At 69.7% G+C, this 13,919-nt stretch carries 15 protein-coding genes and 2 pseudogenes; 12 read left to right on the top strand and 5 right to left on the bottom strand.

The window, feature by feature from the left end; genetic code table 11:
- Positions 1-85 precede the first annotated feature (85 nt).
- Positions 86-955 (top strand): 4-hydroxybenzoate octaprenyltransferase, encoded by an 870-nt coding sequence (gene ubiA / locus Q8X39_RS13010; RefSeq protein WP_305750108.1) that lies wholly within the window; start codon positions 86-88, stop codon positions 953-955.
- A 57-nt stretch (positions 956-1,012) separates the two neighbouring features.
- Here ubiA and pdxA read toward each other — a convergent pair whose 3' ends face one another.
- Positions 1,013-2,080 (bottom strand): 4-hydroxythreonine-4-phosphate dehydrogenase PdxA, encoded by a 1,068-nt coding sequence (gene pdxA / locus Q8X39_RS13005; RefSeq protein ID WP_305750107.1) that lies wholly within the window; start codon positions 2,078-2,080, stop codon positions 1,013-1,015.
- A gap of 91 nt (positions 2,081-2,171) precedes the next feature.
- On the opposite strand from pdxA, the gene hisI reads away from it, so the two are divergent.
- From hisI to tatC, 6 genes are all read left to right on the top strand, one after another.
- Positions 2,172-2,576 carry a phosphoribosyl-AMP cyclohydrolase gene (gene hisI / locus Q8X39_RS13000; protein ID WP_305750106.1) on the top strand — a complete coding sequence of 135 codons (405 nt, stop codon included), beginning with the start codon at positions 2,172-2,174 and terminating at the stop codon, positions 2,574-2,576.
- A complete protein-coding gene (locus Q8X39_RS12995; RefSeq protein WP_305750105.1) occupies positions 2,573-2,944 on the top strand; it encodes a phosphoribosyl-ATP diphosphatase in 372 nt (123 codons plus the stop codon). The genes hisI and Q8X39_RS12995 overlap by 4 nt, the downstream gene beginning before the upstream one ends.
- A gap of 51 nt (positions 2,945-2,995) precedes the next feature.
- Positions 2,996-3,343 (top strand): histidine triad nucleotide-binding protein, encoded by a 348-nt coding sequence (locus tag Q8X39_RS12990; RefSeq protein WP_305750104.1) that lies wholly within the window; start codon positions 2,996-2,998, stop codon positions 3,341-3,343.
- A gap of 109 nt (positions 3,344-3,452) precedes the next feature.
- Positions 3,453-3,701: a Sec-independent protein translocase subunit TatA gene (tatA, locus tag Q8X39_RS12985; RefSeq protein WP_305750103.1), complete on the top strand. Its 249-nt coding sequence runs from the start codon at positions 3,453-3,455 to the stop codon at positions 3,699-3,701.
- Positions 3,702-3,796: 95 nt separating this feature from the next.
- Positions 3,797-4,276 (top strand): Sec-independent protein translocase protein TatB, encoded by a 480-nt coding sequence (tatB, locus tag Q8X39_RS12980; RefSeq protein ID WP_305750102.1) that lies wholly within the window; start codon positions 3,797-3,799, stop codon positions 4,274-4,276.
- 91 nt (positions 4,277-4,367) lie between these two features.
- A complete protein-coding gene (tatC, locus tag Q8X39_RS12975) occupies positions 4,368-5,156 on the top strand; it encodes a twin-arginine translocase subunit TatC (protein ID WP_305750101.1) in 789 nt (262 codons plus the stop codon).
- A 1-nt stretch (position 5,157) separates the two neighbouring features.
- On the opposite strand, the gene Q8X39_RS12970 is transcribed toward tatC, so the two are convergent.
- Complete coding sequence (locus Q8X39_RS12970) at positions 5,158-6,402, bottom strand: S1C family serine protease (protein WP_305750191.1); 1,245 nt, start codon at positions 6,400-6,402, stop codon at positions 5,158-5,160.
- A gap of 20 nt (positions 6,403-6,422) precedes the next feature.
- Between Q8X39_RS12970 and Q8X39_RS12965 the strand changes: the two genes are divergently transcribed.
- Entirely contained in the window at positions 6,423-7,178 is a 756-nt protein-coding gene (locus Q8X39_RS12965; RefSeq protein ID WP_305750100.1) for a Nif3-like dinuclear metal center hexameric protein, read from the top strand.
- Positions 7,179-7,199: 21 nt separating this feature from the next.
- Here the strand turns inward: Q8X39_RS12965 and Q8X39_RS12960 are convergent, their stop codons facing one another.
- A complete protein-coding gene (locus Q8X39_RS12960) occupies positions 7,200-7,889 on the bottom strand; it encodes a glutathione S-transferase (protein ID WP_305750099.1) in 690 nt (229 codons plus the stop codon).
- Between the two features lie 52 nt (positions 7,890-7,941).
- Positions 7,942-8,805 carry a dioxygenase family protein gene (locus Q8X39_RS12955; protein WP_305750098.1) on the bottom strand — a complete coding sequence of 288 codons (864 nt, stop codon included), beginning with the start codon at positions 8,803-8,805 and terminating at the stop codon, positions 7,942-7,944.
- A 233-nt stretch (positions 8,806-9,038) separates the two neighbouring features.
- Here Q8X39_RS12955 and Q8X39_RS12950 point away from each other — a divergent pair, with 233 nt between their 5' ends.
- The gene (locus Q8X39_RS12950) at positions 9,039-11,546 is read left to right on the top strand and encodes an ABC transporter permease (RefSeq protein ID WP_305750190.1); all 2,508 of its coding nucleotides are present in this window, start codon (positions 9,039-9,041) and stop codon (positions 11,544-11,546) included.
- 22 nt (positions 11,547-11,568) lie between these two features.
- Here the strand turns inward: Q8X39_RS12950 and Q8X39_RS12945 are convergent.
- Positions 11,569-11,775: pseudogene (locus Q8X39_RS12945) on the bottom strand (IS3 family transposase); the annotation flags it as partial.
- 147 nt (positions 11,776-11,922) lie between these two features.
- Here Q8X39_RS12945 and Q8X39_RS12940 point away from each other — a divergent pair.
- From Q8X39_RS12940 to Q8X39_RS12935, 3 genes and pseudogenes are all read left to right on the top strand, one after another.
- The gene (locus Q8X39_RS12940) at positions 11,923-12,390 is read left to right on the top strand and encodes a hypothetical protein (protein ID WP_305750097.1); all 468 of its coding nucleotides are present in this window, start codon (positions 11,923-11,925) and stop codon (positions 12,388-12,390) included.
- Positions 12,391-12,934: 544 nt separating this feature from the next.
- Positions 12,935-13,180, top strand: a pseudogene (locus Q8X39_RS20530) (IS5 family transposase); the annotation flags it as partial.
- Between the two features lie 35 nt (positions 13,181-13,215).
- On the top strand, positions 13,216-13,587 hold the full coding sequence (locus tag Q8X39_RS12935; protein ID WP_305750096.1) for a transposase: 372 nt from the start codon (positions 13,216-13,218) through the stop codon (positions 13,585-13,587).
- Positions 13,588-13,919 lie beyond the last annotated feature (332 nt).

Here is a 13,919-nt window from a genome sequence, read left to right as displayed (position 1 = left end):
GGGCGCAGCGGAAGCACCGGCGAAACGGCATGACGGGCGCAGGCCGGACCGATCGGCCGGGCCGGCCGGCCGATAATTTCCCGCCATGGACCTGACCGCACCGCCCGCCTCGCGCCTGTCGCTGTACCTCGACCTGATCCGCTGGAACCGGCCGGCCGGCTGGCTGCTGCTGCTGTGGCCGACGCTGGCCGCGCTGTGGCTGGCCGCCGGCGGCTTCCCCGGCTGGCACCTGCTGACGGTGTTCACGCTCGGCACGGTGCTGATGCGCAGCGCCGGTTGCTGCATCAACGACGTCGCGGACCGCGAGTTCGACCGCCACGTCAAGCGCACCGCGCAGCGGCCGGTCACGCGCGGCGCGGTGTCGGTGCGCGAGGCGCTGGCGGTCGGCGCGGTGCTGGCCCTGCTCGCCTTCGGCCTGGTGCTGACGACCAACGCCGTCACCATCGCCTGGTCCTTCGCGGCGCTGGCCGTCGCGCTGGTCTACCCCTACGCCAAGCGCCACGTCTCGATGCCGCAGGCGGTGCTGGGCGTGGCCTTCAGCTTCGGCATCCCGATGGCCTACGCCGCCGTGCGCGGCGAGATCCCGCCGCTGGCCTGGGGCCTGCTGCTGGGCAACCTGTTCTGGGTGCTGGCCTATGACACCGAATACGCCATGGTCGACCGCGACGACGACCTGCGCATCGGCATCCAGACCTCGGCCATCACGCTCGGCCGCCACGACGTGTCCGGCGTCATGGCCTTCTACGCCGTCTACCTGGCGAGCTGGGGCGGGATGGGCCTGTCGCAGGGCCTGGGCGCGGTCTACCTGGCGGGGCTGGCGGTGGCCGCCGGCCAGGCCGCCTGGCACCACCGGCTGATCCGCGAGCGCAGCCGCGACGGCTGCTTCCGCGCCTTCCGCGCCAACCACTGGCTGGGCTTCGCGGTGTTCGCCGGCATCGCCTTGTCATACCTGTGAGGCCCTCGCCGACAGATACGTCGTCGCTCCCCCTTTGGGGCTGAGCGAGGACCTGGTTCAGCGGCCGGCGATCAGCCGGCGCGCCATGCGCAGTGCGGCGATCAGGCTGGCCGGATCGGCCACGCCACGTCCGGCGATGTCGAAGGCGGTGCCGTGGTCCGGGCTGGTGCGCACGAAGGGCAGGCCCAGCGTGACGTTGACACCTTCGTCCAGCCCGAGGTACTTGACCGGGATCAGGCCCTGGTCGTGGTACATCGCCAGCACCAGGTCGAACTCGCCCTGGCGGGCCCGCATGAAGACGGTGTCGGGCGCATGCGGGCCGCTGGCGTCGATGCCTTCGGCACGCGCGGCAGCGATGGCCGGGGCGATGGTCTCGATCTCCTCGCGGCCGAACAGCCCGCCCTCGCCGGCATGCGGGTTCAGGCCGGCCACCGCGATGCGCGGCCGCGGCTGGCCCCAGGCCGCCGCGCTGCGGTGGGCGATGCGCAGCGTGTCCCGCACGGCATCGAAGGTGACCCGGTCGATCGCCTCGCGCAGCGCGCAGTGGACCGTCACCAGCACGGTCTTGAGCTGGTCGTTGGCCAGCATCATGCGGACGTCGGCCGGTGCGCCCGGTGCGCCGGCCAGTTCGGCCAGCAGCTCGGTGTGACCGGGATGGTGCTCGCCGGCAGCGGCCAGCGCCTCCTTGTGCAGCGGCGCGGTGACCAGCGCGGCGCCCTGCCCGGCCTGGACCGCGCGGGCGGCCTGGCGCACCGCCTGCGCGGCAGCACGGCCGGCATCGGCATGGACCTGTCCGATTGGCAGCGCCGCCAGCACGGCCGGACCGTCCCGCAGCGGCCAGACCGCCAGCACGCCGGGCGGCAGGTCGCGCGCATCGGCCACTGCCCCGACCACGGCGATCGGCAGGCGCGGACCGTCGTCTGGCGTGTCCCGTCCCGCCGCACGCGGCGCGCGCCGCACGAAGCCGGCGGCGCGCTGCAGCACGGCCGGATCGCCGACCACCACCGCATCGTCCAGCTCGCCGCGCATCGCCGCCGCGACGAGGGTCTCGGGGCCGATGCCGCAGGGGTCGCCCATCGAGACGAGCAGCGGCAGGTCGGTGCGCAGGGCGGCGGCGGATGGCATGGCGTGAAGGGCGTCCTGAAGGGGTCGGTGCGGCCATTGTCGATGCCCTCGCACGGGACTTGCGTGATGGGTCGATTGCTACACTGAACCCATGCTTCTCCCCACACCTTGGCTCGACAACATCACCTGGACCGCCGACGGCCTGGTGCCCGTGATCGCCCAGGAATGGCACAGCAACGACGTGCTGATGTTCGCCTGGATGAACCGCGAGGCCCTGGCCCTGACCGTCGAACGCGGCGTGGCCGTCTACTGGAGCCGCTCGCGCGGCAAGCTCTGGCACAAGGGCGAGGAGTCGGGCCATGTGCAGACGGTCCGCGAGATCCGCCTGGACTGCGACAACGACGTCGTGCTGCTGCGCGTCGAGCAGCTCGGCCACGAACCCGGCATCGCCTGCCACACCGGCCGCCACTCCTGCTTCTACCAGCGCCTCGACGGCGACCAGTGGGTCAGCGTCGAGCCGGTGATCAAGGATCCGGCCACCATCTACCGCGCATGACGAACCCCGCCGCACCCCACCTCACCCACCTCCCCGACAGCGCCGACACGCTGCGCGCCCTGGCCGCCGTGATCGCCCAGCGCCGGGCCGCCGATCCGGGCAAGAGCTACGTCGCCAAGCTGGTCCACAAGGGCCTGGACAGCATGCTCAAGAAGGTCGGCGAGGAGGCCACCGAGGTCGTCATCGCCGCCAAGGACGGTGACCGCGAGCAGGTCGTCTACGAGATGGCCGACCTGTGGTTCCACAGCCTGATCGTGCTGTCGCAGTTCGACCTCGGGCCCGACGACGTGCTGGCCGAACTTCGCCGCCGCGAGGGCCTGTCCGGCCTGCAGGAATTCGCCCAGCGCAGCCAGCCGCCGCAGGGCTGAGCCGGCCCGGAACCTTCCACCCACTCCCGCGCTTCGAGCTTCCCATCCGCCATGAGCCACGACCCGAACTGCCTGTTCTGCAAGATCGCCACCGGTCAGATCCCGTCGGCCAAGGTCCACGAGGACGACGAGCTGCTGGTCTTCAAGGACATCCACCCGGCCGCGCCGGTCCACCTGCTGGTGATCCCGAAGGTCCACGTCGCCAGCCTGGCCGATGCCGACGACAGCCACGCCCCGCTGCTGGGCCGCATGCTCGCGCTGGCCCCGAAGCTGGCCCGCGAACAAGGCGCGAACAACGGATTCCGGGTCGTCATCAACACCGGTCACGATGGCGGCCAGGAAGTCCATCACCTGCACCTGCACGTGATGGGCGGCCCGCGACCGTGGAAACACGGTTGAACCCGAAACGCGGTTGAACCCCTGAGCCGCGATGGCATCTGACACGAGGGGCCCTGGGGCCCACGTCTAGAATCTTTTTCGAACTGAAACGACCTTCCGGAGCGACACCATGGGCCTGTCCACCACCCACCTGATCATCTTCCTCGTCATCATCGTGCTGATCTTCGGCACCAAGAAGCTCAAGAACATCGGCTCCGACCTCGGCGGCGCGGTGAAGGGCTTCAAGGACGGCATGAAGGACAGCGACAAGGTCGCGGCCGACGCTGCCGCAGCCGCCGCCGCACCTTCGGCCCAGGTGACGACCGAGAAGCGCGCCGCCGACGCCCAGACCGTCGACGTCGAAGCCAAGGTCAAGTGACCTTCGCGGCTCGCGCACGCCTTTCCACCGGCCGCGGCCGGACGGTCACGACGACCGCCCAGGCGCGGCCGTGTCGCTTCTGCACGGACTGATCCATGTTCGACATCGGTGTCACCAAGCTGCTGATCGTCGGCGGCATCGCGCTGGTCGTGATCGGCCCGGAACGCCTGCCCAAGGTCGCCCGCATGGCCGGCACGCTGCTCGGCCGGGCGCAGCGTTATGTCTCGGACGTCAAGGCCGAGGTCAACCGCTCGATCGAGATCGAAGAACTCAACAAGATGAAGGCGCAGTTCGACGATGCCGCGCGCGACATCGACCGCAGCGTCAACGACAGCGTCAACGAGATCGGCTCGGCGCTGGACGGCGCGGACACGTCCTACACCTCGTCGAGCGATCCCTACGCCAGCGGCACCGGCTGGGAGCCCCCGCCGCCGGAGTACCGCCATCCGGGCAAGAAATGGCGCCTGAAGGTCGGTGCCACGCCCCAGTGGTACAAGCAGCGCGAAGGCGTGCGCCGCCATGTGCAGTCGGGCGCGGCGCGCGTGATGCGCCATCGGCCGCGCCGGCTCGGCTGAGCCTCGCGCCCCAGCCGCAGGACGCTGCGCCGATCCGGCCGGCGCCCTGCGGATTTCCACCCCTCCTGAACGCGCTGCAGCGCCGTCGCCCGTGAGCCAGACCCCCAACTCCCAAGACGAACTCGCCGGCACCGAGCAGCCCTTCGTCAGTCACCTGATCGAGCTGCGCGACCGCCTGCTCAAGGCCGTCTACGGCGTCGGCGCGATCTTCGCGCTGCTGGCCTTCTTTCCCGGCCCGTCGCAGCTCTACGACCTGCTGGCGCATCCGCTGGTGGCCGCCCTGCCGCAGGGCTCCAAGATGATCGCGGTGGGCGTCGTCTCGCCCTTCCTGATCCCGATCAAGGTGACCGCGCTGGCGGCCTTCGGGGTGGCGCTGCCCTGGGTGCTGTTCCAGGTCTGGGCCTTCGTCGCGCCGGGCCTCTACAAGCACGAGCAGCGCCTGATCCTGCCGCTGGTGGTGACCAGCACGCTGCTGTTCTACACCGGCGTCGCCTTCTGCTACTTCTTCGTGTTCGGCCAGGCCTTCCCGGCGATCCAGTCGATGGCGCCGCAGTCGGTCGCGGTCAGTCCGGACATCGAGGCCTACCTAGACTTCGTCATCACGATGTTCCTCGCCTTCGGCGTGGCCTTCGAGGTGCCGGTGGCGGTCGTCATCCTCGCCCGCCTGGGCATCGTGACGATCCAGCAGCTGCGCGACTTCCGCCGCTATTTCTGGGTCGCCGCCGCCGCCGTCGCCGGCCTGGTGACGCCGCCGGACGCGGTCTCGATGGTGGCGCTGCTGCTGCCGATGGGCCTGCTCTACGAGATCGGCATCTACGCGGCACAGGTCTTCATCAAGCACACCAAGGCGCCGGAAGGGGCGGACGGCGCGGCGTCCTGACTCACTTCCCGTCGGTCGCCGAAGGCCGCTGACGCGGTCGTTGTGCCACCTTCACCTGCACGTCGATCTCACGGCCGGCGCGCAACAGCCTCAGGTTGGCGCGGCTCTGCGGCGGCAGGGCTGCCACCTCGTTGAGCAACTGGGCGGTGCTGGCCACCACATGCCCGCCGACCTGCTGCACCACGTCGCCCGGACGCACGCCAGCCTGGGCGGCCGGGCCATCGTCGAGCACGCCGACGATCAGCACGCCGCGCGTGTCCTCGGCGATCTGGATGGACTGCGCCAGCTCGGGCGTGAGGTCGCGCGGCTGCACGCCGATCCAGCCACGCGTGACGACGCCGTTGCGGATCAGGCCGTCCATGACCTGGCGTGCGGTCGCCACCGGGATCGCGAAGCCGATGCCCATGCTGCCGCCGGAGCGCGAGTAGATGGCCGTGTTGATGCCCAGCAGGCGGCCCTCCACGTCGACCAGCGCACCGCCCGAGTTGCCCGGGTTGATGGCCGCATCGGTCTGGATGAAGCTCTCGAAGGTGTTGAGGCCCAGCCCGCTGCGACCCAGCGCGCTGACGATGCCCGAGGTCACCGTCTGCCCGACGTTGAACGGGTTGCCGATGGCCAGCACCGCGTCACCCACCTGCAGCACGTCGGACTGGCCGAAGCTCACCATCGGCAGGCCCTCGGCATCGACCTTGAGCACCGCCAGGTCGCTCTCCGGATCGGCCCCGACCGTGCGGGCCTGCAAGCGCCGGCCATCGTTGAGCACGACCTCGATGCGCCCGGCGCCCTCGATCACGTGGTTGTTGGTCAGCAGGTAGCCGTCGGCCGAGACGATCACCGCCGAGCCCATGCCGGTCGACGGCACCGCCGGGTTGCCCTTGTCGCCGAAGAAGCGCCGGAACCAGGGCTCCGTGCCCTGCGGGGCGGGCTCCTCGTCGACCTGCCGGCTGCCGCCGGTCGTGACCACGCTGACGACCGACGGGGCGGCCCGCCGCGCGGCCCGCGCGAAGCTGTTCGGCGAGCCCTGGACAGCTGCATCGGCGCCGGCTTCGGCCGCCAACGCGGGCAGGTTCGCCGAGGCTGGTAGCGCCTGCGGCAAGGCGCCGGGCAGGCTGGGCGCGGCCGCGCCGGACGACGTGCCAGGCGATGTACCCGACGGCAGCCAGTCCGGCTTGAACGTGGCCAGCACGAAGACCACGGCGACGGCCACCGTGACCGCCTGGGAGAATGTCAGCCAGAGCCTGCGCATCAACATGGAGAACGAATGTGGTGATCGGTCGGGATGAACTTGCCGGAGTCCTCGGCACGCTGCTGCAAGCAGACCGCTTCGTCGATTATGGGCCGAACGGTCTGCAGGTCGAGGGCCGCGCCGAGGTCCGCCACCTGGTCAGCGGCGTGACCGCGAGCCTCGCGTTGATCGAGGCTGCAGCCGATGCGGGGGCCGACGCGATCCTGGTCCACCACGGCCTGTTCTGGCGCGGCCAGGACGGTCGCGTGACCGGCTGGATGAAGCGCCGCCTGGCCGCGCTGCTGGCCCGCGACATCAACCTCTACGCCTACCACCTGCCGCTGGACGCCCACTCCGAACTGGGCAACAACGCGCAGCTCGGCCGGGTGCTGGGCTGGCAGGCCGATGGCCGGTTTGGCGACAAGGACCTCGGCTGGATCGGCACGCCCGGCGACGCGGCGCCGCGCGACGCGACGGGCCTCGCCACCGACATCGGCGCGCGGCTTCAGCGCACGCCGACCTGCATCCCCGGCGACGGCCGGCCGATCCGGCGCGTGGCCTGGTGCACCGGCGGCGCGCAAGGCTGGTTCGAGCCGGCCATCGCGGCCGGCGCCGACCTGTTCCTGACCGGCGAGATCTCCGAGCCCCAGGCCCACCTGGCGCGCGAGACCGGCGTGGCCTTCGTCGCCTGCGGCCACCACGCGACCGAGCGCTACGGCGCGCAGGCGCTGGCCGCCCACGTCGCCGCGCTGCACGGCCTGCACCACACCCACATCGACATCGACAACCCGGCCTGAACGGAGGGCCGTCCGGCTGGGTCAGGCGTAGGCGTAGGGCCCGCCCCGCTCCAGCGCGCGGCGGTAGGCCGGCCGGGCGTGGATGCGATCCAGCCAGGCCCGGGCATGCGGATGGCGTCCGTCGGCGCCCAGGCCGGCGCGGTGCGCGGCGGCTTCGAGCGGGAAGCTCATCATGATGTCGGCGGCGCTGAACTCGGCCCCGGCGAACCAGGGCTGGCGGGTCAGCTCGGCCTCGATGTAGGCGGCGTGGCTGCGCAGGTTGGGGCCGAAGAAGCCCTCTTCGGTCTTGGCCGCGATGGCCTTGGCGATCGGCCGCGCGAAGAAGGGCATCGGCGCGGTGGCGATGCGGTCGAACACCAGCTTGAGCAGCAGCGGCGTCATCGCCGAGCCCTCGGCGAAGTGCAGCCAGTAGCGCCAGGCCAGCAGCTCGGGCGTGCCGGGCGCGGGCTTGAGGCGGCCCTCGCCGTGGCGCTCGATCAGGTACTCGACGATCGCGCCGGTCTCGGCCACCGTGAGGGTGCTGCCATCGGGCGCGACATCGGTCAGCACGGGCGACTTGCCCAGCGGATGCACCGCGCGCAGCTCGGGCGGTGCCAGCATCGTGGTGCGGTCGCGTGCGTAGCGGCGCACCTCGTAGGGCAGGCCCAGCTCTTCGAGCAACCAGAGGACGCGCTGCGAGCGGGAGTTTTCAAGGTGATGGACGGTCAGCATGGCCGCGATGATCGGCCATGCCGCCGTTCTCTGCCTGGATCACCTGCCCGGCTCAGGCCGGCAAGGCCTCACCGAGCGCCTCGGCCAGCCGGGCGGCCTGCGGCCCGAAGGCATAGGCGTCCATCGCCAGCATGCCGGCGTCGACGCTGGCATGGATGCGCACCGCCGGCGACTCGCGGCCACCCGCGCCGGCAGCGATGTAGTACGGCAGCCAGTGCTCGTCGGTCGGGTGCTGCAGGGCCGCATGTGGCGCCTGGCGGCGGTAGTCGATCAGCGCCTCCCAGTCGCGCGCCGCGCCTCGCGCACGGACCCATTCCTGGAACTCGGCGACATCGGGCGAGACCGGCAGTTCCCGGTTGCCTTCGTGCGCGTTCGGGCTGCTGAAGAAGCGCCGCAGGTTGTGGGTCAGCGAGCCGCTGCCGATGATCAGCACGCCCTCGTCGGCCCAGCGCGACAGCGCCTCGCCGAGCGCGAACTGGCGCGCCGGCGACGCGTTGGGCACCAGCGTCAGTGGCAGCACCGGCAGGTCGGCGCCGGGCCAGGCACGCTTCATCAGCGTCCAGATGCCGTGGTCCAGGCCGCTGGCCTCGACCGATTGCGCGGCCACGCCGCTGCCGGCCAGCGAGCGTGCGATCTCGGCAGCCAGCGCGGGTGCGCCGGGCGCGTCGTAGCGCTGCTCGTAGAGCGCCTGCGGGAAGCCGCCGAAGTCGTGGATGGCCTCATGGCGCAGGCCGCCCAGCAGCATCGTCTCGCGGGTCGACGAGTGCGGCGAGACCACCAGCACCGCCTTCGGCCGGCCGAACGCGGCCTCGACGGCGGGACCGAGCCGGTCCAGGAACAGGGCGGCGGGCGAGGTCTCGAGCGCGATCATCGGCGAGCCGTGCGACACGTAGAGCGGAGGGAGGCTGTGCTTCATGGTGAGGCGATTGCAGCATGCCGTCCGGGGCGCGTCATTCGGGTCATTTGCATGCTGCGTTCGGCCCGTCACCGGCCTTGGTGTAGCGTGCAGCCCTTGCCGGAACCGGCCCCCACGATCGTCCCGAGACCGACCCGCCCATGAGCTCCACGCTGCCGCCCGCCACGCCCCTGCCCGTGCCCCAGGTCCGCCCGCGACAGGCTGGACGTCCCGCCTCGGTGTGGCTGCTGGCGATGCGCCAGCTGCTGCGGGACCTGCGCGCCGGCGAGCTGCGGCTGATGGCTGTGGCGGTCGCGCTGGCGGTGGCCTCGATGTGCGCGGTCGCCTTCTTCGCCGACCGCCTCCAGCAGGGCATGGCGCGCGACGCGCTGGCGCTGCTGGGCGGCGACGCGGTGGTCGCCAGCGATCAGCCGCTGCCCGACAGCTTCGCCCGCAGCGCCGCCGAGATGGGCCTGGTGACGGCCCGCAGCGCCGCCTTCCCGAGCATGGCCCGCGCGGAAGAGGCGCAAGGCGGCGCGGCCCGGCTGGTGTCGCTCAAGGCGGTCGCACCGGGCTATCCGCTGCGCGGTGCGCTGCAGGTGGCCGATGCGGTCGACGGTCCGGTCCGCACCGTGCCCGGCGGGCCGGCCGCCGGCACGGTCTGGGTCGATGCGGCGGTGCTGGACGCGCTCGACCTGAAGGTCGGCGACCCGCTGCTGCTGGGCGACGCCCGGCTGCGCATCGCCCAGGTCATCGTGCAGGAGCCCGACCGCGGCGCCGACTTCATCAACTTCGCGCCGCGCGTGCTGATGGCCGAGGCCGACCTGGCCGGCACTGGCCTGGTCCAGCCGGCCAGCCGCATCACCTGGCGACTGGCCGTGGCCGCCCGCGACGGCCGCGGCCGCGACAGCGCGGTGGGCGGCTATGTGCAATGGGCCCAGGACCGCATCGAGCGCGACAAGGTGCGTGGCGCGCGGGTCGAGTCGCTCGACAGCGCCCGGCCCGAGATGCGCCAGACGCTCGACCGCGCCGGCCAGTTCCTGCGCCTGGTGGCCGTGCTGGCCGCGCTGCTGGCGGCCGTCGCGGTGGGCATCGCTGCCCGCGGCTTCGCGGCCCGCCACCTCGATGGCTGCGCGATGCTGCGCGTGCTGGGCCAGCCGCAGCGTCGCATCGCCGCGATCTACGCGATCGAGATCGGCACGATCGGCCTGGCCGCCAGCATCGCCGGCGTGCTGCTGGGCCTGCTGGTGCACCAGGTCTTCGTCTGGCTGCTGGGCGGGCTGGTCAACACCTCGCTGCCCGCGCCGAGCGCCTGGCCGGCCGGCTTCGGCATGCTGGTCGGCCTGGTGCTGCTGGCCGCCTTCGGCTTGCCGCCCGTCTTGCAGCTGGCCCGCGTGCCGCCGCTGCGGGTGATCCGCCGCGAGCTGGGCCAGACCCAGGCCGCCAGCGCGGTCGTGCTGATCGCCGGCGTGGTCGGCTATGCGGCGTTGCTGCTGGCGGTGGCGGCCGACTGGAAGCTCGGCGGCATCGCGATCGGCGGCTTCGCGGCAGCCTGGGCGCTGTTCGCCGGCCTGTCCTGGCTGGCCGTGGTGGCGCTGCGCCGCTTCGTGCCCGAAGCCACCGCGCCGCGCTGGCTGACGCTGGCGACCCGTCAGCTCGGCGCCCGGCCGGCGCTGGTCGTGCTGCAGGTCAGCTCGCTCGCGCTGGGCCTGATGGCGCTGGTGCTGCTGGTGCTGCTGCGCACGGACCTCATCGCCAGCTGGCGTGCGGCCACGCCGGCCGATGCGCCGAACCGCTTCGTCATCAACATCCAGCCCGAGCAGGGCGACGACTTCCAGGCCGCGCTGCGCGAGGCTGGCGTGGTGCGCTACGACTGGTACCCGATGATCCGCGGCCGGCTGGTCGCGGTGAACGATCGCGAGGTCAAGGTCGAGGACTACCGCGACGACCGCGCCCGCCGGCTGGTCGACCGCGAGTTCAACCTCAGCCATGCGGCCGCCCTGCCCTCGCACAACCAGGTCAGCGCCGGCCAGTGGCGTCCGGACGAGGCCGATGCGCTCAGCGTCGAACAGGGCCTGGCCGAGACGCTGGGCCTGAAGCTCGGCGACCGGCTGCGCTTCGACGTCGCCGGCCTGCCGATGGCCGGGCGCATCACCAGCCTGCGCAAGGTCGACTGGACCTCCATGCGCGTCAACTTCTTCGTGCTAGCGCCGCTCGGCGCCATGCCCGACCTGCCGGCCACGACCATCGCCGCCTTCCGCGCGCCCGACGGCCGCAGCTTCGACAGCGCGCTGCTGCGGCAGTTTCCGAACCTCACGGTGATCGACGTGTCGGCCCAGATCGCCCAGGTCCAGCAGGTGCTCGACCAGGTCATCGCGGCGGTCGAGTTCCTGTTCCTGTTCACGCTGGCCGCCGGCCTGCTGGTCCTGTTCGCCGCCGTCAGCGCCACCCGCGAGGCCCGCGAGCGCGAGTACGCCCTGATGCGCGCCATGGGCGCCCGTCAGGCCCTGCTGGCCCAGGTCCAGCGCGCCGAGCTGCTGGGCACCGGCGCCCTGGCCGGCACCCTGGCCAGCATCGCCGCCCTGGCGGTCGGCTGGGCGCTGGCGAAGTACGCCTTCAACTTCAGCTGGCAGGCACCGTGGTGGACCGTTCCGGCCGGCGGCCTGGCCGGCGCCGCACTGGCGGGGGCGGCGGGGTGGTACAGCTTGCGGGAGGTGTTGAGGCGGCCGGTGACGGAGACGTTGAGGAGGGCGCAGGAGTGAGTTGGTCAGGCCTCCAAAGATACTGCGCCTCGCTGGTGGTCAGGCCCTCGCGCTGACCCGTGTCACGCTCATGCTGCTGGACCCAGTTCAACAGCTTTTGCGCCGTGCAGCCGATCGTGCCGGCGATGGACTCGATACAGGCCCACTGCGACGCATGCTCGCCTCGGTGCTCGAACATCATGCGCACCGCGCGCTCGCGCACCTCGGGGGAAAACTTCGACTTCCTCATGATCGCTCCATGTTCTCAAATGAAGGGGCTTCCTCTAAAGGCGGGGCGGTTCAATACGCTTGGATTGGACGTTTGCGCGAGTACTTGACTCACCGTGCGAAATAACCGAAAGTGAGTGGGTGAAAATCTTCAAGAAGGTTCTCGGGCGTGCATGAACTATCTGTATCTGATGAACTCAGGCGAATTGCGTTCGAATTCTTCTACCGGTTCTCCAGGCTTGAATTTGCTCTAAAAGAGAACGGGTATGTCCGCAGGGGCCATCGCAATATTGCCGAAGTCAACTGGTGGGATTTTTCCCTGAAGTTTTCTGCGCAGTACTCTCCCACGGATTCAGCGATTCACCTATTGAAGGCTTCGCCGAAGCGGCAGATTATATCTCCCGACGATCGACTCGAATGGGAAGAACTAACGTTCCCTTTAGAATCAACGAGTTTGTGGAAGATGATTTGCCTTCTGAAGGCGGTCAGGAACAATCTTTTTCATGGCGGTAAGCACGCGCCTGCTGGATGGCTGGAGCCTGAAAGAACACACGAATTGCTGGTAGTATGCATATCGGTTATTGTAGAACTGGCTGATTTGGCCGGCATCCAGGCCGACTTTGACGGTCGTTATTGAAGCTTCGATGCGGATTTCCCTGCTCACCACTGGCGGAGTTTGTCATGCGAAAAATCGGTTTAACCAGTCTCATCATTCTCTCTGCCTCGTACCTTGTAGGCTGTGCCACGGAAGAGGACATAATGGACGCGCGTCGTCAGCAACAATGGGAAGCCCAGCAGGCGATTGCTCGTCAACAAGCATATCAAGAATCGGTAATCGCTTCGCTGCGAAACAAATGTAGACAATTTGGCTTTTCCGAGGGAACTGACAAGTTTGCCGAATGCGTGCAACGTGAAACGTTTGTTTGGCAACAACAAGCGCAACGAGAGCGCGCCATACAGGAATATCGCGATAGATGCATGCGCGGAATTGTTGATGTTTGTGCTCGGGACCAGGAAGAGCGAAACTCCCAAAGAACATGCCTTCGTGATGCGTGGGGAAACTATCGTTGCACCTCGAACTAGTTCGGTCAAATACTAGGTAAAGCACAATCGTCACGTTGAGTCAGGCATTGGTGCGCTTCTCGAAACCTCCCTGTTCACTGGGCCCATGAGCCGGCGCCATGAGGCGCATGATCAACCCGCGCATCAAGCCTTCGAGCTACTTCCCGGAAGAAGCGCTGGACGACCTGTTCCTGGCACGCCAGCGCAAGGCCAAGCTCGAGGGCTACGTGCAAACACTGGCGGCGATCGATGCTCTGGTGGACTTCACCGCGATAGCTGCGGCGGTGGAAACGACTTGCCCTCGGGCTGAACGCAAGAAGGTTGGTCGCCCGCGGTACCCGACAGAGGTGCTGGCGCGCATGATGTTCTTGCAGGGGCACTACAACCCATCGGACGAGCAGTGCGAGCACCGCGCTTCAAGCTCATCCGCACGCTCAAGGTCACGCCGGACAACGCAGACGACGGCCAGCAACTGCCCGAGGTGCTGCAGGCGGCCAACACCCGAGATCGGCTGCTGGCTGACCGAAGCTACAACAGCGCGACCAACCGGCAGGTGTTGATGCAGCATGGGCTCGCCAGCGGCATCGCGCGACGGGCCAAGCCCGGACAGACGGCCAAGGCCCGGTTGAAGCAGCGCAACCGCACGATCAATCGACTGCGCTCGCGCGTCGAACACTTCTTCGCCAGCCTTGCCCAGCAGGGCGGCAAGTACGTGAGGGCGATGACGCTGTCGCCCAACGCGCTGGCCATCACGCTGCACTGCGCGGCCTAGAACGCACGAAGGTTGGCTTGACTGGTCAAGAGCACAGGTGCGTCCGCACGGCCCGCATGAAGGCCAAAGGGCCCGCCGCGGGAGGCCGCGACGCGCCCGAATGAGACCGCAGCTCAAAAACGGCGGTGGGTTTCAGGAAGTGCCCCATATCGGGAAGCGCTCGCCTTAAACCCGCCCCGGCAAGACGAGGCCGTGGCCAGGTCGGTTTCACCACAACGGCCGGTAACGCTGGCACCGAGTGAGATCGAACACCTGCTGCCTGACAGGAGCGCAGACCTGTCGGCGCCCCCTGGCCCGCCCCGAATGACCAAGGGCCGCATCCCTCGCAGGAC

It is taken from the genome of Leptothrix discophora (assembly GCF_030705305.1).
GTDB lineage: Bacteria > Pseudomonadota > Gammaproteobacteria > Burkholderiales > Burkholderiaceae_C > Sphaerotilus > Sphaerotilus discophorus.
This window is presented reverse-complemented; position numbering and strand designations above follow the sequence as displayed.